The 17,689-nt window shown below is 72.1% G+C and carries 19 protein-coding genes; 9 read left to right on the top strand and 10 right to left on the bottom strand.

Going from position 1 to position 17,689, the window contains the following annotated elements; all coding sequences use genetic code 11:
* Both BGP79_RS09575 and BGP79_RS09580 read right to left on the bottom strand, forming a co-directional pair.
* Positions 1-780 carry an SDR family oxidoreductase gene (locus tag BGP79_RS09575; RefSeq protein ID WP_076694967.1) on the bottom strand — a complete coding sequence of 260 codons (780 nt, stop codon included), beginning with the start codon at positions 778-780 and terminating at the stop codon, positions 1-3.
* A gap of 52 nt (positions 781-832) precedes the next feature.
* A complete protein-coding gene (locus tag BGP79_RS09580) occupies positions 833-1,621 on the bottom strand; it encodes a beta-ketoacyl-ACP reductase (RefSeq protein WP_083701761.1) in 789 nt (262 codons plus the stop codon).
* A gap of 108 nt (positions 1,622-1,729) precedes the next feature.
* On the opposite strand from BGP79_RS09580, the gene BGP79_RS09585 reads away from it, so the two are divergent.
* The 3 genes from BGP79_RS09585 to BGP79_RS09595 are packed head-to-tail and all read left to right on the top strand — an operon-like array spanning position 1,730 to position 3,364.
* Positions 1,730-2,233, top strand: a complete 504-nt coding sequence (locus tag BGP79_RS09585; RefSeq protein WP_076694970.1) for a DUF3099 domain-containing protein — start codon at positions 1,730-1,732, stop codon at positions 2,231-2,233.
* Complete coding sequence (locus tag BGP79_RS09590) at positions 2,230-2,496, top strand: hypothetical protein (RefSeq protein WP_076694971.1); 267 nt, start codon at positions 2,230-2,232, stop codon at positions 2,494-2,496. The genes BGP79_RS09585 and BGP79_RS09590 overlap by 4 nt, the downstream gene beginning before the upstream one ends.
* Positions 2,489-3,364 (top strand): SURF1 family protein, encoded by an 876-nt coding sequence (locus BGP79_RS09595; protein ID WP_076695326.1) that lies wholly within the window; start codon positions 2,489-2,491, stop codon positions 3,362-3,364. The genes BGP79_RS09590 and BGP79_RS09595 overlap by 8 nt, the downstream gene beginning before the upstream one ends.
* A 54-nt stretch (positions 3,365-3,418) precedes the next feature.
* Here BGP79_RS09595 and BGP79_RS09600 read toward each other — a convergent pair whose 3' ends face one another.
* A complete protein-coding gene (locus tag BGP79_RS09600) occupies positions 3,419-5,017 on the bottom strand; it encodes an ABC-F family ATP-binding cassette domain-containing protein (protein ID WP_076694972.1) in 1,599 nt (532 codons plus the stop codon).
* A 99-nt stretch (positions 5,018-5,116) separates the two neighbouring features.
* Here BGP79_RS09600 and BGP79_RS09605 point away from each other — a divergent pair, with 99 nt between their 5' ends.
* From BGP79_RS09605 to BGP79_RS09615, 3 genes are read left to right on the top strand one after another with little or no spacing between them, the layout of a single operon-like run.
* The gene (locus tag BGP79_RS09605) at positions 5,117-5,767 is read left to right on the top strand and encodes a biotin transporter BioY (protein WP_076694973.1); all 651 of its coding nucleotides are present in this window, start codon (positions 5,117-5,119) and stop codon (positions 5,765-5,767) included.
* Positions 5,768-5,786: 19 nt separating this feature from the next.
* On the top strand, positions 5,787-6,500 hold the full coding sequence (locus BGP79_RS09610; protein WP_076694974.1) for an energy-coupling factor ABC transporter ATP-binding protein: 714 nt from the start codon (positions 5,787-5,789) through the stop codon (positions 6,498-6,500).
* Positions 6,497-7,159: an energy-coupling factor transporter transmembrane protein EcfT gene (locus tag BGP79_RS09615; protein ID WP_076694975.1), complete on the top strand. Its 663-nt coding sequence runs from the start codon at positions 6,497-6,499 to the stop codon at positions 7,157-7,159. Before BGP79_RS09610 ends, BGP79_RS09615 begins: the two co-directional genes overlap by 4 nt.
* A 35-nt stretch (positions 7,160-7,194) precedes the next feature.
* Here BGP79_RS09615 and BGP79_RS09620 read toward each other — a convergent pair whose 3' ends face one another.
* Positions 7,195-9,192 carry an acyl-CoA dehydrogenase family protein gene (locus tag BGP79_RS09620; protein WP_076694977.1) on the bottom strand — a complete coding sequence of 666 codons (1,998 nt, stop codon included), beginning with the start codon at positions 9,190-9,192 and terminating at the stop codon, positions 7,195-7,197.
* A gap of 142 nt (positions 9,193-9,334) precedes the next feature.
* Between BGP79_RS09620 and BGP79_RS09625 the strand changes: the two genes are divergently transcribed.
* On the top strand, positions 9,335-10,234 hold the full coding sequence (locus BGP79_RS09625; RefSeq protein WP_076694978.1) for a neutral zinc metallopeptidase: 900 nt from the start codon (positions 9,335-9,337) through the stop codon (positions 10,232-10,234).
* An 88-nt stretch (positions 10,235-10,322) separates the two neighbouring features.
* Here BGP79_RS09625 and BGP79_RS09630 read toward each other — a convergent pair whose 3' ends face one another.
* The 6 genes from BGP79_RS09630 to BGP79_RS09655 all read right to left on the bottom strand — a co-directional run bounded on the left by BGP79_RS09630 (position 10,323) and on the right by BGP79_RS09655 (position 15,872).
* Positions 10,323-10,679, bottom strand: coding sequence for a metal-sulfur cluster assembly factor (locus BGP79_RS09630; protein ID WP_076695328.1), 357 nt, complete (start codon positions 10,677-10,679; stop codon positions 10,323-10,325).
* A 5-nt stretch (positions 10,680-10,684) separates the two neighbouring features.
* The gene (gene sufC, locus BGP79_RS09635; protein ID WP_076694980.1) at positions 10,685-11,446 is read right to left on the bottom strand and encodes a Fe-S cluster assembly ATPase SufC; all 762 of its coding nucleotides are present in this window, start codon (positions 11,444-11,446) and stop codon (positions 10,685-10,687) included.
* Between the two features lie 67 nt (positions 11,447-11,513).
* Positions 11,514-11,855 (bottom strand): non-heme iron oxygenase ferredoxin subunit, encoded by a 342-nt coding sequence (locus BGP79_RS09640; protein WP_076694982.1) that lies wholly within the window; start codon positions 11,853-11,855, stop codon positions 11,514-11,516.
* On the bottom strand, positions 11,855-13,396 hold the full coding sequence (gene sufD, locus BGP79_RS09645; protein ID WP_233121343.1) for a Fe-S cluster assembly protein SufD: 1,542 nt from the start codon (positions 13,394-13,396) through the stop codon (positions 11,855-11,857). Before sufD ends, BGP79_RS09640 begins: the two co-directional genes overlap by 1 nt.
* A 2-nt stretch (positions 13,397-13,398) precedes the next feature.
* Positions 13,399-14,865 (bottom strand): Fe-S cluster assembly protein SufB, encoded by a 1,467-nt coding sequence (gene sufB / locus BGP79_RS09650; RefSeq protein ID WP_076694983.1) that lies wholly within the window; start codon positions 14,863-14,865, stop codon positions 13,399-13,401.
* 116 nt (positions 14,866-14,981) lie between these two features.
* A complete protein-coding gene (locus BGP79_RS09655; RefSeq protein WP_076694985.1) occupies positions 14,982-15,872 on the bottom strand; it encodes a metalloregulator ArsR/SmtB family transcription factor in 891 nt (296 codons plus the stop codon).
* Positions 15,873-15,964: 92 nt separating this feature from the next.
* On the opposite strand from BGP79_RS09655, the gene BGP79_RS09660 reads away from it, so the two are divergent.
* Together BGP79_RS09660 and BGP79_RS09665 are read left to right on the top strand one after the other, a co-directional pair.
* Positions 15,965-16,936 (top strand): ABC transporter ATP-binding protein, encoded by a 972-nt coding sequence (locus BGP79_RS09660; RefSeq protein ID WP_076694987.1) that lies wholly within the window; start codon positions 15,965-15,967, stop codon positions 16,934-16,936.
* Entirely contained in the window at positions 16,933-17,676 is a 744-nt protein-coding gene (locus BGP79_RS09665; protein WP_076694988.1) for an ABC transporter permease, read from the top strand. Before BGP79_RS09660 ends, BGP79_RS09665 begins: the two co-directional genes overlap by 4 nt.
* Positions 17,677-17,689 lie beyond the last annotated feature (13 nt).

Consider the following 17,689-nt stretch of genomic DNA (forward strand, 5'->3'; position numbering starts at 1 on the left):
CTACTTCATGTGCTCGGCGCCGCCCACGTACTCCGTGTAGCCGGTCGGCACGTCCGCGGTGGCCATCCTCGCCACCTCGGCCGCGAACTCCTCGACGGAGTACAGCTTGCCGGCGTCGCTGCGCCGCTCGTCGAGGGTGCCGGGACGGGCCCGGTCCAGCAGGGTCGCGGTGACCGTGCCCTCGATCATGTCGCCCGAGACGACGACCAGGCTGATGCCCCGGCCGGTCAGGTCCGGCTGCCGCTCGCGCAGGGCGTCCTCGCCGGCCCGCTTGGACCGGGCGACCGCCTCGTACTCGGGCATGGTCGGCACCGTCTCGATGAAGTGCGCCTGGTGGCTGGTGACGAAGACGACGCGGGAGCCGGTGGGCATCGCGGCCACCGCGGCCTCGAGCATGCCGACCTGGGCGTCGCGGTTCAGGCGCATGGCGTAGTCCTCGCCGAGGTCCGCCTCCATGCCGCCGGAGGCGTTCAGGACGAGCAGGTCGAGGCTGCCGAAGTTCTCGCGGGCCGCGTCGACGAGGGCCTGCGCGCCGCCCTCGGCGGTCAGGTCCGCCCCGACGGCCACGGCGCGACCGCCCGCGGCCTCGATGCCGGCGACGACCTTGTTGGCGCGCGGCGCCTTCTGCCGGTAGTTGACGACGACGCTCGCGCCCTGAGCGGCCAGCAGGCGCGCCACCTCGGCGCCGATGCCGCGGGACGAACCGGTGACGATGGCTGTCTTGCCGGCGAGGGCGCCGGTCTGGGAATCCGTCGGGGTGGCGGGGTGCTCTTCGGTCACGGGGTGCTCCTTGGGGTGGGCGGGTGCGAGGGGGTGTCGGAGGATCGGGCCGTCAGTGGCCCATACCGAGGCCGCCGTCGACGGGGATGACCGCGCCGGAGATGTAGGCGGCCTCGTCCGAGGCGATCCAGCGGACCACCTTCGCGACCTCCTCGGTCTCGGCGAACCGGCCGGCCGGGATGGACGCCTTGTACTCCTGCTGCTGCTTCTCCGGCAGCTCCGCCGTCATCTCCGTGGTGACGAAGCCGGGGGCGACGACGTTGGCGGTGATGTTGCGGGAGCCCAGCTCGCGGGTGAGCGAGCGGGCGATGCCGACCAGGCCGGCCTTCGACGCGGCGTAGTTGATCTGCCCCGGCGAGCCGTAGAGGCCCACGACCGAGGAGATGAGCACGACCCGGCCCTTCCGCAGCCGGATCATGCCACGGGCGGCCCGCTTGACCACGCGGAAGGCGCCGGTGAGGTTGGTGTCGAGGACGGAGGTGAAGTCCTCCTCGGACATGCGCAGCAGCAGGGTGTCGCGGGTGATGCCGGCATTGGCGACGACCACCTCGACCGGGCCGTGCTCGGCCTCGATCGTGGTGAATGCGGCGTCGAGGGACGCCGCGTCGGTCACGTCCGCCTGCACGGCGAGCAAGCCGGCGGGCGGCTCGCCGCTGCGGTAGGTGATGGCCACCCGGTCCCCGTTCGCCCGGAACTCCTCGGCGATGGCCCGGCCGATGCCGCGGTTTCCGCCCGTGACGAGCACGCTGCGCCCGCTCGGCGCCTGCGCTGTCGTCGACTGCGCTGTGGTCGACTGCTCCTTCGTCGCTTGACCGCTCGTCGCCTGCTCACCCTGTGACATCCGTACCTCCGCAGCTGGAAAACAATCCCTCCGATCCTACGGGGGCGCCGCCGCGGGCGTCGTTTCCGCCCGTGCGTCCACGGTGGGAGAATGATCGGTAGACGAGACATGATGACGCAGAATCACTCCGAGAGCCGCGGATCGCATCGCCGCTCCGGCACCCCCGACGTCCACACCATCACCGATGCCCAGCAGTCCCACACCGCGGACATGAACGGGCGCATGATCCGGTACGCCATCTCGATGGGCATCCGCCTGGTGTGCATCGTGCTCGCGTTCGTGTTCGACGACTGGCTGCGCTGGGTCATGATCGCCGGCGCGGTCATCCTCCCGTGGGTCGCCGTCGTGATCGCCAATGCCGGCGGCACGGTCGACGTCAGCAACGGCAATTCGTCGACCGTCACGGAGCCCGCGCGCCCGGCTCTGACCCGGGGCCCCGACCGGGTCGAGGACGAGGTGCTCGACGGCGAGGTGATGGACGACGCGCCGCGCGCCGGCTCCGGATCCCACGCGGCCGCGCCCGACGACGGCGAGCCGGGGGCCGGCGGGCCACCGCAGGATCAGCACCCGGACCATCACCGGGGCGGGTACCGGCCGGGACCGCCGGCATGACCGACCTGCTCGGCAGTCTCTCCGGGTCGACCGGCCCCGCCGGGCCGGAGGCACCGCAGTGCTCGCGACGCGGCTGCCGGGCGTCCGCCCGGTGGCGGTTGCGCTGGAACAACCCGCGGATCCATCCACCCGAGCGGCGCAAGGAGTGGCTCGCCTGCGGCGAGCACCGTGACTGGCTGCAGACCTACCTGACCGAACGCGGACTGTGGCGCGAGACGCTGCCGCTGGACGGGGCCGACGGGACCGGTGACGCGCGTGCGTGAGTACCGCTTCCTCTTCTCCCCGCAGTGGCTGGGCTGGTTCGGCCTGGCCGTGCTGTTCGCGATCGTCTGCGCGTTCCTCGGTCACTGGCAGCTGGACCGCCGCACCGAGACGGTCGCCGCGATCGACACCATCGAGCAGAACTACGACCACACCCCGCTGCCCTTCGCCCAGGCCGCCGGACAGTTCCGGCAGTTCGACTCCGCCCGGGAGTGGACGCCGGTCCAGATGACCGGCCGCTACCTGGCCGACCAGACCCGCGTGGTGCGCAACCGGCCGCTGAACGGCCTGCCCGGGTTCGAAGTACTCGTGCCCTTCCGCACCACCGACGGCCCGATCGTCGTGATCGACCGCGGGTGGCTGCCGCTGGGCAGCAACGGCGATCCCTCCGCCGTCCCCGCGCCGCCGTCGGGCACCGTCGACGTCGTCGCCCGGCTCAAGCACGCCGAGGGTCCGCTCGACCGGGGCGCGCCCGCGGGGCAGCTCGCCTCGATCGACCTCACCACCTATGCGGCGCAGGTCGACGGCGCGCTCGGCGCTCCGCTGGCCACCGGCGCCTACGGGGCCCTGGACGAGGAGAAGCCGGCACCGGCCACGTCCCCCACCGCGTTCCCGCGGCCGTCCCTGGACGAGGGGCCGCACCTCTCCTACGCCATGCAATGGTTCGCGTTCGGCCTGCTCGGCTTCGTCGGGCTCGGCTACGCCGCCCGCCAGCAGGCGTGGGTCAACCGCAACGGCGGGCTCGACGACGACGAGGACATCCCGGCGCACCTGCGCTCCGGTGCGATCCGCAAGCGCCCGCGGCGCCGCACCCGAACCACCGCCGAGGACGAGGAGGACGCGCTGCTCGACGCCGCCGGCTGGCGTTGACGGCAGCGCCGCCGCTCCCGCTCCCGCGCCGGCCCGAGCCCGGTACCCGGTGCGTCAGGCCAGGGAGACGAGGTCCTGGTAGTCGGCGTTCCAGTGGTCCTCGATGCCGTCGGGCAGCAGCACGACCCGCTCGGGGTTCAGCGCCTCCACCGCGCCCTCGTCGTGGGTGACGAGCACGACCGCGCCCGCGTAGTTGCGCAGGGCCCCGAGGATCTCCTCGCGGCTGGCCGGGTCCAGGTTGTTGGTGGGCTCGTCCAGCAGCAGCACGTTCGCCGAGGAGGCGACCAGGGTCGCCAGCGCGAGCCGGGTCTTCTCGCCACCGGAGAGCACCCCGGCCGGCTTGGAGACGTCGTCACCGGAGAACAGGAACGAGCCGAGGACGCCGCGCACCTCCGCGTCCTTCATGTCCGGGGCCGCGGTGCGCATGTTCTCGAGCACCGTGCGGTTCACGTCGAGCGTCTCGTGCTCCTGCGCGTAGTAGCCGAGCTTCAGGCCGTGCCCGGGGACGATGCCCCCGGTGTCCGGATCCTCCGTGCCCGCGAGGAGCTTGAGCAGGGTCGTCTTCCCGGCGCCGTTCAGCCCCAGGATCACGACGCGGGACCCGCGGTCGATGGCCAGGTCCACGTCGGTGAAGATCTCCAGCGAGCCGTAGGACTTGCTCAGGTGCTCCGCCGTCAGCGGCGTCTTCCCGCAGGGCGCGGGCTCGGGGAAGCGGAGGGCGGCCACCCGGTCGGCGACGCGCGGTCCCTCGATCCCGGCGAGCAGCTTCTCGGCGCGCTTGGCCATGTTCTGCGCCGCGACCGCCTTCGTCGCCTTGGCGCGCATCTTGTTGGCCTGGTCCATGAGGACCTGGGCCTTCTTCTGCGCGTTGTCCCGCTCGCGGTGCCGGCGGCGCTCGTCGGTCTCCCGCTGGGTCAGGTACGTCTTCCAGCCCATGTTGTAGACGTCGATCACGGCACGGTTCGCGTCCAGGTGGAACACCTTGTTGACCGTCTGCTCGAGCAGTCCCACGTCGTGGCTGATGATCAGGAGGCCGCCCTGGTGGGCGGACAGGAAGTCGCGCAGCCACGTGATGGAGTCGGCGTCGAGGTGGTTGGTGGGCTCGTCGAGCAGCATCGTGTCCGCGCCGGAGAAGAGGATCCGCGCGAGCTCGACGCGGCGACGCTGACCACCCGAGAGGGTGCGCAGCGGCTGGGCGAGGATACGGTCCGGCAGGGAGAGGTTGGAGGCGATCGATGCGGCCTCGGCCTCCGCCGCGTAGCCGCCGCCGGCGAGGAACTCCGCCTCGAGACGGCCGTAGCGGGCCATGGCCTTGTCGCGGACGGCGTCCTTCTCGCTCGCCATGTCCGTCTCGGCCCTGCGCATGCGCGTGATCACGTCGTCCAGGTTGCGGGCCGAGAGGATGCGGTTGCGCGCGAGCTGGTCCGGATCACCGGAGCGCGGGTCCTGCGGCAGGTAGCCGATCTGCCCCGAACGGGTGACGGTGCCGCCGGCGGGCAGCGACTGCCCGGCGAGCACCTTGGTCAGGGTCGTCTTGCCGGCGCCGTTCCTGCCCACGAGGCCGATCTTGTCGCCGGCATCGAGGCGGAACGTCACCGACTCCATGAGCAGGCGAGCTCCGGCTCGTAGTTCCAGGTCCTGAACGCTGATCACAGATGAAAGTCCCAACTTGACGGTGGCTCGGCGGTCGCATCCTTGGATGTGGCACGATGCCTGAGAGAGCCGATCCATTCTAGCCACTGGAGTGCCCCCATGCCCGCGACTCGTGACCGACGTCCCACTCCGGACACCGGATCTGCCGCGCAGCAGCCGCGACGGCGCGCGCGACGCCGGTGGGACGCCAGTGACCTCTCCCTCATCGGCGTCTTCACCGCGCTCGTGGCGGCAGCCTCCCTCGCCCCGGCCATTCCGCTGGTCGCCGGCGTGCCCATCACCCTGCAGATGTTCGCCATCATGCTCACCGCGCTGCTCCTCGGCCCCACCCGCGCGTTCGCGGCCGTCGGGCTCTACGTGCTGCTCGGTCTGGCCGGGCTGCCGATCCTGGCCGGTTTCCGCGGTGGCCTGGCCGTCCTCGCCGGACCGTCGGCCGGCTACCTGATCGCGTTCCCGTTCGCTGCCGCCCTGACGGGCGCGCTCGCCGCGCTCGTGCTGCGCCGCGGGGGGCCCCGATCCCCCGCCCTGCGCGCGCTCGCCCTGTTCGGGGCCGTCCTGGCCGGGACGGTGCTGATCGTCCATCCGGCCGGGATCGCCGGCCTGATGCTCAACGCGCGGCTCGCCTTCCCGGCCGCGGTGACCGCCGACGTCGCATTCCTGCCCGTGGACCTGCTCAAGGGGGCCGTGGCCGTGGCCGTCGCCCTGACCGTGCACCGCGCGTTCCCGGCGCTGCTCGGGCCGCGGCGGTGAGCGGGTCACCGACCCGGCGATGACCCGGATCGCCTTCGACGCCGCCACCGTCGAGGTCGGCGGCCGGGTGCTGCTGCACCCGCTCACGCTCGACCTGACGGAGCGGCGGGTGGCCGTGATCGGCGCCAACGGCTCCGGCAAGTCCACACTGCTCAAACTGGTCGATGCCCTGCAGGAGCCGACCGCCGGAACCGTGCGCGTCGACGACCTGGACACCCGGGCCTCACCCGCGGCCGTGCGCGCCCGCGTCGGCTTCGTCTTCACCGACCCGGCGGCCCAGTTGATCATGCCGACGTTGCGCGAGGACGTCGTCCTCTCCCTGCGCCGCTCGGTCCCCCGCCGCGACCGGGCCACCCGAGCCGACCAGGTGCTGGCCCGGTTCGGCCTGACGGACCTGGCGGACCGCAGCGTCTTCGACCTCTCCGCCGGAGAACGGCAGCTCGGCGCCCTCGCCGTCGTCCTCGCCGTCGACCCCGCGGTCCTCGTGCTCGACGAGCCGTCCACCCTACTGGACCTACGCAACACGCTGCTGCTGCGGCGCACCCTGGAGGGGCTGGATCAGCAGGTGCTGCTCAGCACCCATGACCTGGATCTGGCCGCCTCGTGCGAGCGGGTGCTCGTGCTCGAGGGCGGTCGGGTGATCGCCGACGACGCGGGGCCGGCCGCCGTCGCGTTCTACCGCCGGCGCTGCGACGAGGGACTCCGGCCGGGCCCGTCCGGGACAGCCGCATGAGCGCCGCCCGCGAGCTCGGCGCGTACTGGCCGGGCGACTCCCCCGTCCACCGGGCACGACTGCGGGTCAAGGCGGTGGCGATGGTGCTGGTCTCGATCGCCGCGGTCCTGGCACGCGATCCGGTGTCCGCGCTGGTGCTGCTCGCCGCGGTGCTGCTGGTCGCCGGCCTGTCCCGGGTGCCCGCCCGACGCGTGCTCGCGCCCGTCCGCGCCGGCTGGCTGATCCTGCTGATCATCGGGGCGTACCAGGTGCTCGCCGGCGGTGGCAGCACCGCGAGCGTCGCGCAGGCCGTCGCCGTCGTCGCCGTCCTGCTCGCCGCGATGACGGCCGCCCAGCTGCTCACCGCCACGACCCCCACCGGGCGGCTGCTCGACGGGGTCGTGACCGCCGTGCGCCCCCTGCGCCGGCTCGGCGCCGACCCCGACCGGTTCGCCCTCACCACCCTGATCGTGCTCCGGTCGATCACGTGGATCGCCGGGGCCTTCGACGACGCCCGGGACGCCGCCGTCGCCCGCGGTCTGCAGCACTCGATACGCGCCCGGACCCTGCCGGTGATCCTGCGGACCGTCGACCACGCCCAGCGCACCGGGCTCGCACTGGCGGCGCGCGGACTCGGCGACCCGGAACCCGACGAGTCGTCACCGACCGACCGGACCTGACGGCGACCGGAGACCGGTGACGACGACGAGCGTCGTCAGTCGACGTGCCGCAGCAGGTTCTCGGTTCGGCTCGGGTGGTCGGACGCGTCCGCGATCCACGGGCCGGTGCCCTCCGAGGCGTCGATGATGCCCTCCTCCAGCCAGGTGACGTCACCGGCCAGGACCCGGGCGGCCAGGCGGGCGTCGCCGTCGTCGGTGTGCTGCCACAGCTCGTCGAAGAAGCGTTCGACCCGCATCCGGGACTGCGCGGCGAAGGCGTCGGCGAGCCGGACGGCGCCGGGCCCGCGATCGGGACGGGTCCGTTCGAGCTGGTTCGCCCACGTGCAGGCCGCAGCCGTCACGAACAGTTCGGCGCCGATGTCGACGATCCGGCCCAGGAACACCTGCTTCTTCTCCAGCCCGGCCTGCCACCGGCCCATCGCGTAGAACGTCTGCCGCGCGAGGCGTCGCGAGCTGCGTTCGACATAGCGCAGGTGCCGGGCGAGCGGCCCGAACTCACGGAACCCGGTCGGCAGGGTGCCGTCCCCGACGACGAGGCGCGGGAGCCAGGACGCGTAGAAGCCGCTGGCACCGACGGCGGCGCGCGCCTTCGCGGCCAGGTCCGCGTCCACGTTCGCCAGGTCGCCGGCGGCGCTCAGGTGCGCGTCGACGGCCTCCCGGGCGATCAGCAGGTGCATGATCTCGGTCGATCCCTCGAAGATCCGGTTGATGCGGGTGTTACGGAGCAGCTGCTCGGCGGGCACCGCGCGCTCCCCGCGGGCGGCCAGCGACGCCGCCGTCTCGTACCCCCGCCCGCCGCGGATCTGCACCAGTTCGTCCGCGATCCGGTACGCCATCTCGCTGCACCACAGCTTGGCCAGGGCCGCCTCGATGCGGATGTCCCGGCTCCCGGCGTCGGCGAGCCGCGCGGAGAGCTCGCACGTCGCCTCCATGCCGAATGTGGTGGCGGCGATGAACGCGACCTTCCCGGCGACCGCCTGGTGCTCCCCCACCGGGTGGCCCCACTGCACGCGCGCCCCGGACCACTCGCGCGCGATCTTCAGCGACCACTTGGCGCCCGCGGTGCAGATCGCCGGGATGGAGAGCCGCCCGGTGTTCAGCGTCGTCAGCGCGATCTTCAGGCCCTGCCCCTCGGCCCCGAGCCGGTCGGCCGCCGACACCCGGACCCGGTGGAACCGGGTGACGCCGTTCTCGATGCCGCGCAGGCCCATGAAGGCGTTGCGGTGCTCCACGGTGAGACCCGGCACGTCCGTCTCGACGACGAAGGCGCTGATGCCGCCCGGGTGCTCGCCGGTGGCATCGGTGTGCGGGGGGACCCGGGCCATCACGACGACGAGGTCGGCGATCACCCCGTTGGTGGTCCAGAGCTTGACGCCGTCGATCAGGTAGTCCCCGTCCCCGGTGGGCGTCGCGATGGTGCCCAGGCGCGCCGGGTCGGATCCGACGTCGGGCTCGGTGAGCAGGAACGCCGTGACGGCGCCCCGGGCGCAGCGCGGCAGGAACCGCTGCTTCTGCTTCTCGGTGCCGAACACCTTGACGGGTTCCGGGACGCCGATGGACTGGTGGGCCGAGAGCAGGGCGCCGAGGCTCGGGTGCACGGAGCCGACCAGCGTCAGCGCCCGCCCGTACACGGTGAGGCTGAGGCCGAGGCCCCCGTACTCGCGGGGGATCTTCATGCCGAACATGCCGAGCTCGGCCAGCCGGCGCAGGTATTCGTCCGGGATCCGTGCCTCCCGCTCGATCAGCTGCCCGTCGAGCTGCTCGCACAGCACCCGCAGCCGGGCGAGGAACTCCGCGCCCTCCTCGTCGGCGCGCGGGTCTCCCGTGGGGAACGGGTGGATCAGCCCGAGGTCGAGGTGGCCGAGGTAGAGGCCCCGGGCGAAGCTCGGCCGGTCCCAGCGGGTCTCCCGGGCCGCCTCCGCGACGGCGCGGGCCCGCTTCTCGGTGACCGGTGCTTCGCCGTCCGGGCTCTGCTCACCCGGGCCGCGCTGGTCGTGTCCGTCCTGGGACGATCGCTGGGTCTGCACGCCCATGGCGTGCCCCTTTCCCTCGGGGCCGGCCCGGATCGCCGGCGTGGCCCCATGCTACGCACGGACCGACAGTGCGCGACAGGGCACGGGAGGGCGCGAGGCCGGTACCGGTGCCGGGCCGCTGCCTGCCCACTAGGGTGTGCTCATGAGCTTCGATGCGGGGTCCCAGCTGGACCCGTCCCAGGTCAGTGATTCCCGCGGCGGGGGCGGCGGGATCGGCCGTGGCGGCCTGGTGGCCGGCGGCGGGATCGGCGGGCTCGTGATCGCGCTGATCGCCGTCATGCTGGGCCTCAACCCCGGCGACATCGAGGGCACCAACAACGCGCCCGCGCAGGACCAGCCCAGCGCCGTCAGCTCGTCGCTCTCCTCCTGCCAGACGGGCCAGCAGGCCAACCAGCGCAGCGACTGCCGCGTCGTGGCCACCGTCAACAGCCTCAACCAGTTCTGGGCGGCCTACCTGCCGAAGTACGACGTGAACTACACCCGGCCGAAGGCGCAGCTGTTCACCAACCGGGTCAGCACCGGCTGCGGCACGGCGTCCAGCTCCACCGGGCCGTTCTACTGCCCCACCGACAAGACGGCCTACTTCGACCTGAGCTTCTTCTCCCTGCTCCAGCAGCAGTTCGACACGAAGGGCGGCCCGCTCGCCGAGGAATACGTCGTCGCCCACGAGTTCGGGCACCACATCCAGGACCTGCTCGGCACCCTGGACTATGCCCAGCGGGACCCGCAGGGCGCGGAGTCCGGTGCCGTCCGGGTGGAGCTGCAGGCCGACTGCTACGCGGGCCTGTGGGCTCGGCACGCCTCCAGCGACCAGAACTCCGGTCCCGTCTCCCTCGATCCCATCTCGCAGCAGCAGCTCGCGCAGGCACTCGACGCGGCGGGCAAGATCGGCGACGACAAGATCCAGACGAAGGCCCAGGGCTACACCCAGCCCGAGACCTACACGCACGGCACCGGCGAGCAGCGGCAGCGCTGGTTCACGACCGGCTACCAGACCGGCGACATCACCCGCTGCGACACGCTCCGCGCCTCGCAGCTGTAGCGCCGGTCCGGGCGTCCCGGCCCCGGACACGACGACGCCCCGGGCGGTCCAGGGACCGCACCGGGGCGTCGTCGTTCGTGCGTCGGTCTCAGATGTTGAAGCCGAGGGCCCGCATCTGATCGCGGCCGTCCTCGGTGATCCGGTCCGGACCCCACGGCGGCATCCAGACCCAGTTCAGCCGCCACTCGTCGACCATGCTGTCCAGCGCCTGCCCGACCTGCTCCTCGAGCACGTCGGTCAGCGGGCAGGCCGCGGTGGTCAGCGTCAGGTCGATGAGCAGGGCGCCGTCGTCGGCGTACTTGAGGCCGTACAGCAGGCCCAGGTCGACGACGTTGACACCGAGCTCGGGGTCGATGACGTCCTTGAGCGCCTCCTCGACGTCCTCCAGGCTCGTCTGGGAGGCGGGAGCGGCGGGAGCGGCGGGCGTGGCCGGGGTCTCGGTCATGCCGGTCACTTCCCCGCCGGGGTGAGGAAGCGGTCGTAGCCCTCGTCCTCGAGGCGGTCGGCGAGCTCGGCGCCGCCCTCCTCGGCCACCCGGCCGTCCACGAACACGTGGACGAAGTCGGGCTTGATGTAGCGCAGGATGCGGGTGTAGTGGGTGATCAGCAGGGTGCCCATGCCGCCGGCGGCCTGGGCCCGGTTGACGCCCTCGGAGACGACCTTCAGCGCGTCCACGTCGAGGCCGGAGTCGGTCTCGTCGAGGATCGCGAACTTCGGCTTGAAGAGCTCGAGCTGGAGGATCTCGACACGCTTCTTCTCGCCGCCGGAGAAGCCCTCGTTGACGTTGCGGTGGGCGAAGTCGGCGTCGATGCGCAGCTGGCCCATCGCCTCGCGGACCTCCTTGGTCCAGGTCCGCAGGGACGGCGCGTCGCCGTCGATCGCGGTCTTGGCGGTCCGCAGGAAGTTCGTCATGGTCACGCCCGGCACCTCGACCGGGTACTGCATGGCGAGGAACAGACCGGCGCGGGCGCGCTCGTCGACGCTCATCGCGAGGACGTCCTCGCCGTCGAGGGTGATCGAGCCGCCGTCGACGTGGTAGCGGGGGTGGCCGGCGATGGTCGAGGCGAGGGTGGACTTGCCGGAACCGTTCGGACCCATGATGGCGTGCGTCTCACCGGTCGTCACGGACAGGTTCACGCCCTTGAGGATCTCCTTGGTGCCCTGCTCGGTCTCGATGCTGACCTTCAGATCCCGGATGTCGAGAGTGGACATGGGGTTCGCTGTCTCCTTGATGTCTCGGTGGTTCAGTGGCGTTGGGTGGGCGCGGGGCCCGGATGTCTCAGGTGAGCGCGGCGTCGTTGGTGATGGTGGCCGTGTCGACCCACACCGCGCCGTCCTCGATCGCGAGGGCGAAGACCGGCACCGGCTCGTACGCCGGCAGGCTCAACGGTTCTCCGGTGCGCAGGTCGAACTGGCTGCCGTGGCCCCAGCACTCGATCGCGCAGCCCTCGACGTCGCCCTCCGCGAGGGAGACCTGCCCGTGGGAGCAGGTGTCGGCGAGGGCGTGCAGATCCCCGTCGGAGTCGCGGGCGACGACGACGGGGTAGCCGCCGACGAGCACGCGCACCGCGGCACCGGACGCGATGTCCTCGGCGCGGGCGACGAGCTCACCGGCGGGCATCAGAGATTCCCGGCGTTCAGTTCGTCCTCGAGGGCCGCCATCAGGCGCTCCTCGATCTGGGCGACGCCGATCTGCTGGACGATCTCGTTGAGGAAGCCACGCACCACGAGCCGCCGTGCGGTGGCCTCGTCGATGCCGCGGGCCATCAGGTAGAACAGCTGCTCGTCGTCGAACCGGCCGGTGGCGCTGGCGTGGCCGGCACCCTCGATCAGGCCCGTCTCGATTTCCAGGTTCGGCACCGAGTCGGCGCGGGCGCCGTCGGTGAGGACCAGGTTGCGGTTCATCTCGTAGGTGTCGGTGCCCTCGGCCTCGGGCCGGATCAGCACGTCGCCGACCCACACGGTGTGCGCGTCCTTGCCCTGCAGCGCGCCCTTGTAGGTGACCCGCGACTTGCAGTTCGGCTGCGCGTGGTCGACGAAGAGCCGCTGCTCGAGGTGCTGCCCGGCGTCCGCGAAGTACAGGCCGTACATCTCGACGTCGCCGCCGGGACCGGCGTACCGGGTGGACGGGGTGAGCCGCACGACGTCGCCGCCGAGGCTGACCGCGACATGCTTGAGGTGGGCGTCCCGGCCCACGCGGGCCTGCTGCGAGCTCACGTGCACGCTGTCGTCGGCCCAGCCCTGCAGGGACACGACGGTCAGGTCCGCCCCGTCCCCGAGCCGGATCTCCACGTTCTGCGCGAGCGTGGCGGAGCCCTGGTGGTCGAGCACGACGACGGCACGGGAGTGCCGCTCCGCGTCGATGACCAGGTGGGAGGCGGCCGGGTCGAGCGAGGACCCGGTGACCTGCACGTGCAGGTAGCCGGCGACCTCGGTCTCGACCGGCACGGTGAGCACGGTGGCCTCGGTGAAGGCGCTCCACGCGTTGGCGGAGACCCGGTCCTCGGGAACCCCGCCGATGCCGATGCGGGTGTCGTCACGGCCCACGGTCTCGACCCGGACGGAGTCCAGAACAGCAGCGTCCAGAACGGCAGCGTCGAGCACCGCAGCGTCGAGCGCCGCGGTGTCCGGGTCGGCGTCCGAGCCGGAGACGACGACGTCGGTCCGGCGCCCGGTCACGACGACCTCGGGGGCGGGCCCGGTCAGCTCGGCCTTCTCCAGACCGCGCAGGCGGGGCAGCGGCGTGAACCGCCAGTCCTCCTCGCGGCCGGTCAGCTCGGGGAAGTCCTCGACCCGGTAGGACGTGAGCCGTCCGGCGCGGGACGAGTCGGGGATGCCGTAACCGCCCCCGTGGGAGTGCTTCTTCGCGCCGTGCTGCTCGGTGCCGTGATCCTCCTCCGCCAGCGGCGCGGAGTCCGTCCCGAACGACGGGTCGGTGCCCTGGTCTGCGGTGCCGTCGACGACGGCGGCCTCGTCCCCGGTGACGGCCGTGCCCTCGCCGGCCTCGGCGAGGACCACGTCGTCGGCGAGCTTCTCGCCCTCCAGGCTCATGCCGGGGATCGCCACGCGGGCATCCCCGACCTCGACGCCGTCGACCTGCTCGGCCGCCTCCGTGTCGATGTCGTTCTCGGTGGTGATATCGGTGGTGTTCGTCTCGGCCATCCTCAGCCCACGGACCCTTCCATCTGCAGTTCGATCAGCCGGTTCAGCTCGAGCGCGTACTCCATCGGCAGCTCCCGCGCGATCGGCTCGATGAAGCCGCGCACGATCATCGCCATCGCCTCGGTCTCGGGCATGCCGCGGGACATCAGGTAGAACAGCTGCTCCTCGCTGACCTTGGACACCGTCGCCTCGTGACCGAGGGTGACGTCGTCCTCCCGGATGTCGATGTACGGGTACGTGTCGGAGCGGGAGATCGTGTCCACGAGCAGGGCGTCGCACACCACGGAGTTCTTGCTGTGCTTGGCGCCCTCCCGGACCTGGACGAGGCCGCGGTACGCCGCCCGGCCGCCGCCGCGGGCGACCGACTTGGAGACGATCGAGCTCGAGGTGTTCGGCGCGATGTGCACCATCTTCGACCCGGTGTCCTGGTGCTGACCCTCGCCGGCGAAGGCGATGGACAGGGTCTCGCCGCGGGCGTGCTCCCCGACCATGTAGACGGCCGGGTACTTCATGGTGACCTTGGACCCGATGTTGCCGTCGATCCACTCCATGGTGGCGCCCTCGTGGGCGATGGCCCGCTTGGTCACCAGGTTGTACACGTTGGTCGACCAGTTCTGGATGGTCGTGTACCGGACCCGGGAGCCCTTCTTGCAGATGATCTCGACGACGGCGCTGTGCAGCGAGTCCGACTGGTAGATCGGGGCGGTGCAGCCCTCGATGTAGTGGACGTAGGAGTCCTCGTCGGCGATGATCAGCGTCCGCTCGAACTGGCCCATGTTCTCGGTGTTGATCCGGAAGTAGGCCTGCAGCGGAATCTCGACGTGCACGCCCTTGGGCACGTACACGAAGGACCCACCGGACCACACCGCGGTATTCAGCGACGCGAACTTGTTGTCACCGGCGGGGATGACCGTGCCGAAGTACTCCTCGAAGAACTCGGGGTGCTCCTTCAGCGCGGTGTCGGTGTCCATGAAGATGACGCCCTGCTGCTCCAGGTCCTCGCGGATCTGGTGGTAGACGACCTCGGACTCGTACTGCGCCGCGACGCCGGCGACGAGCCGGTTCCGCTCGGCCTCGGGGATGCCGAGGCGCTCGTACGTGTTGCGGATGTCCTCGGGCAGCTCCTCCCAGGAGCCGGCCTGCTTCTCCGTGGACCGGACGAAGTACTTGATGTTGTCGAAGTCGATGCCCGAGAGGTCCGACCCCCACAGCGGCATCGGCTTGCGGTCGAAGTACTTCAGACCCTTCAGCCGCAGGTCCAGCATCCACTGGGGCTCGTTCTTCTTGCCCGAGATGTCGCGCACGACGTCCGCGTCGACGCCGCGGCGTGCCGAAGCGCCCGCGGTGTCCGTGTCGGCCCAGCCGTACTCGTAGGCGCCCAGACCCTTCAGCTGTGGGTTCTTCTCGAGCACCTCGGTGATCGTGGTGTCGCGCTCGCCCGTGCGGTCACGGGCCATCTGCTCCGTCATCGACCTTCCTCCTCCTGCTAGCTTCTCAATCCTCGTCGCCGTCGGTGCCGGGGACGGCCCCGGCTCGGCGTGAGACTGCTCACCGCGCGTGGTCCGCGGTGCTGGATCCGTCGTCGTCATCGGGGGGCGACGCGGACCGCCGCCCGCCCGGTGGGGACGTGGGTGTTGCAGATGTGGCCGCCGGCCGCGAGCGTCGACAGACGCCGGACGTCGACGCCGAGCAGCCCGGCGAACATCTCGGTCTCCGCCTCGCAGAACCGGGGGAACTCGGCGGCCAGCTCCTGCACGGGGCAGTGCCCCTGGCACAACTGCATGACGGTCATGGGGCCGGCGTTGACCGTGGTGGACGAGCCGGCGAAGCCCTCGTCGGCGAGGGCGGCGCCCAGCGCGCGCACGCGGTCGGCGATGTCGTCACCCGCCGCGTCGACGGCGGGGGCCAGCCGGCGGCCGAGGTCGTCGACGCGGTCGCCGATGAACCGGTCGACCGCCGCCTCGCCGCCGATCCGGTCGAGTTCGCGCATCGCGATGCGGGCGATGCCGAGATAGTCGTCCCCGAGGGTGGCCTGGCCGGCGCGGCTGAGCACGAACTGCCGGGCGGGCCGCCCGGCGCGGGTGCCGGGGCTGCGCACGAGCTTGACCTCGATGAGATCGTCGGAGAGCAGGCCGTCCAGGTGGCGCCGGACGGCGGTGGGGGTGTGGCCGAGTCGCTTGGCGAGGTCGGCGGCGCTGACGGGCCCGAGTTCGAGGACCATCTGCAGCACCCGGTCGCGGGTGCGGGACTCCGTCTCCGGGAGCGTGGTCCCCGTCGACGCGGTGCCGGTGCCGTGCGTCGAACCGGCCGGTCCGCGACGCCCGTGTGGCGAGCCGGCGAAGCCCTGCGTCCCGGAGAACCCCCGGGTGGCGCTCGACGGCGTCGTGACGGGCGCGGCGGTGTCCGGACGCGCCGACGACGCCGGCCGGTCGGCCGGCAGCGAGGGAACGACGGTCTCGGACTGCACGTGTTGCACAACATGATCATTTCGTAATTTGTTCCGTGAAGCCAGTAAGGCAGTCCTCAGACCGGTCGGGCGGCCCCGTGCCGCCCCGGTAGACTGGGGCGGTGCCCGACCGCAGTACCGCCGCCCTCGTCGTCGACCACCTGGTCAAGGATGTCGGCCCGGTGCCTGCCCTGGAGGGCCGGATGCTCCGCGTGATCCACGACGTGAGCCTGCAGGCCGCGTTCGGGCAGGTCACCGTGCTCCTCGGCACCAACGGCGCCGGTAAGACCACCACCCTCGCGTGCGCACAGGGCCTCGCCACCCGTCAGGGCGGAGCCGTCACGCTGCTCGGCACCGACCCCGAGATCGCCGGTCCGGATCTGCGGGCCCGCGTCGGCGTCATGCTCCAGGACGGCGGCCTGCCCCCGTCCTGGCGACCGATCCCCCTGCTGCAGCACCTCGCCCGCCTCTACCGCGATCCCCTGCCGGTCGACGACCTCGTCGAACGGCTCGGCATCGACGCGTTCGACCGGACGAGCATCCGTCGCCTCTCCGGCGGGCAGAAGCAGCGGGTCGCGCTCGCGGCCGCGCTCGTCGGCCGGCCGGAGGTCGTCTTCCTCGACGAGCCGTCGGCCGGGCTGGACCCGCAGTCCCGCACCGTCGTCTTCGAACTCATCGACCAGCTCCGCCGGGACGGCATCGGCATCGTGCTCACCACCCATCTGCTCGACGACGCGCAGCGGCTGGCCGACTACGTCTACATCATCGACGCCGGGCGATCGGTCGCCGAGGGCACCGTCCCGCAGCTGCTGCAGGACCACTCGGCGCGCTCGGCCGGGACCGGCCGGCTGCGATTCGAGGCGCCGAGCGGTCTGGCCGGCACCTTCGCCGGGCGCGACGGTGTCGCCCTGGCCGAGGTCTCTCCCGGCAGTTACGTGCTCGACGGCGCCCTGACCCCGGCCGACCTGGCGGCGATCGGTGCCTGGTTCGCCGCCCGCGACGTGATGCCCGCCGGGCTGACCCTCTCCACGCCCACCCTCGAGGACGTGTTCCTCGAACTCGCCGGCGGCGCGGCCGCGGGAGCAGACCGATGAGCGCCCCCGCCGGCCTCGGCACCCGCGTCGCCGCGCAGGGCCGCTGGGAGACCGTGAGCATGCTCCGCAACGGGGAGCAGTTGCTGCTCGCCGTCGTGCTGCCGCTCCTCGCCCTGATCGGTCTGACGTTCGTCGACCTGCTGGACGGCTACGGATCCCGCCGGGTCGACCTCGCGACGCCGGGCGTGCTCGCCCTGTGCGTCGTCTCCACCGCGTTCACCGGGCAGGGCATCGCCACCGGTTTCGACCGCCGCTACGGGGTGCTGCGCTACCTGTCCACGACGCCGCTCGGCCGGGGCGGGCTGATCGCCGGCAAGGCCATCGCCGTCCTCGCCGTCCTCATCCTGCAGGCCGTCGTGATCGGGGCGGTCGCCCTGCTGCTCGGCTGGCGACCGGACCCGGCGGGGCTGCTGATCGCCGTCGTGCTGCTCGTGCTCGGCGCCGCCTGCTTCACCTCGCTCGGCCTGCTGGTCGCGGGTACCGTGCGACCCGAGGCGACCTTGGCCATCACCAACCTGCTGTGGGTGCTGCTCGCCGGCGCCGGCGGCCTGCTGCTGCCCACGGGGCGGCTGCCCGGCTGGCTGAACGGCGTCGTCGACGCGCTGCCCTCCGCCGCTCTCGGCAACGCGCTGCGGACGGCGCTGACCACGGGCGCGCTCGACGTCGGGCCGCTGCTCGTGCTGCTGGTCTGGACCGTCGCCGCGTCGCTCGCCGCCGTCCGCTGGTTCCGCTGGGACTGACCGCGTCCCGGCC

Source organism: Tersicoccus sp. Bi-70, assembly GCF_001968825.1.
Classification (GTDB): domain Bacteria; phylum Actinomycetota; class Actinomycetes; order Actinomycetales; family Micrococcaceae; genus Tersicoccus.

What these genes read in the sequence shown, in the direction of transcription:
- BGP79_RS09625 (WP_076694978.1), top strand. Translation starts at nt 9,335, where the DNA reads ATGAGCTTCGATGCGGGGTCCCAGCTGGACCCGTCCCAGGTCAGTGAT.
- BGP79_RS09620 (WP_076694977.1), bottom strand. Translation starts at nt 9,192, where the DNA reads ATGGGCGTGCAGACCCAGCGATCGTCCCAGGACGGACACGACCAGCGC.
- BGP79_RS09630 (WP_076695328.1), bottom strand. Translation starts at nt 10,679, where the DNA reads ATGACCGAGACCCCGGCCACGCCCGCCGCTCCCGCCGCTCCCGCCTCC.
- BGP79_RS09580 (WP_083701761.1), bottom strand. Translation starts at nt 1,621, where the DNA reads ATGTCACAGGGTGAGCAGGCGACGAGCGGTCAAGCGACGAAGGAGCAG.
- BGP79_RS09590 (WP_076694971.1), top strand. Translation starts at nt 2,230, where the DNA reads ATGACCGACCTGCTCGGCAGTCTCTCCGGGTCGACCGGCCCCGCCGGG.
- BGP79_RS09640 (WP_076694982.1), bottom strand. Translation starts at nt 11,855, where the DNA reads ATGCCCGCCGGTGAGCTCGTCGCCCGCGCCGAGGACATCGCGTCCGGT.
- sufC (WP_076694980.1), bottom strand. Translation starts at nt 11,446, where the DNA reads ATGTCCACTCTCGACATCCGGGATCTGAAGGTCAGCATCGAGACCGAG.
- BGP79_RS09605 (WP_076694973.1), top strand. Translation starts at nt 5,117, where the DNA reads ATGCCCGCGACTCGTGACCGACGTCCCACTCCGGACACCGGATCTGCC.
- BGP79_RS09615 (WP_076694975.1), top strand. Translation starts at nt 6,497, where the DNA reads ATGAGCGCCGCCCGCGAGCTCGGCGCGTACTGGCCGGGCGACTCCCCC.
- BGP79_RS09585 (WP_076694970.1), top strand. Translation starts at nt 1,730, where the DNA reads ATGATGACGCAGAATCACTCCGAGAGCCGCGGATCGCATCGCCGCTCC.
- sufB (WP_076694983.1), bottom strand. Translation starts at nt 14,865, where the DNA reads ATGACGGAGCAGATGGCCCGTGACCGCACGGGCGAGCGCGACACCACG.
- sufD (WP_233121343.1), bottom strand. Translation starts at nt 13,396, where the DNA reads ATGGCCGAGACGAACACCACCGATATCACCACCGAGAACGACATCGAC.
- BGP79_RS09610 (WP_076694974.1), top strand. Translation starts at nt 5,787, where the DNA reads ATGACCCGGATCGCCTTCGACGCCGCCACCGTCGAGGTCGGCGGCCGG.
- BGP79_RS09665 (WP_076694988.1), top strand. Translation starts at nt 16,933, where the DNA reads ATGAGCGCCCCCGCCGGCCTCGGCACCCGCGTCGCCGCGCAGGGCCGC.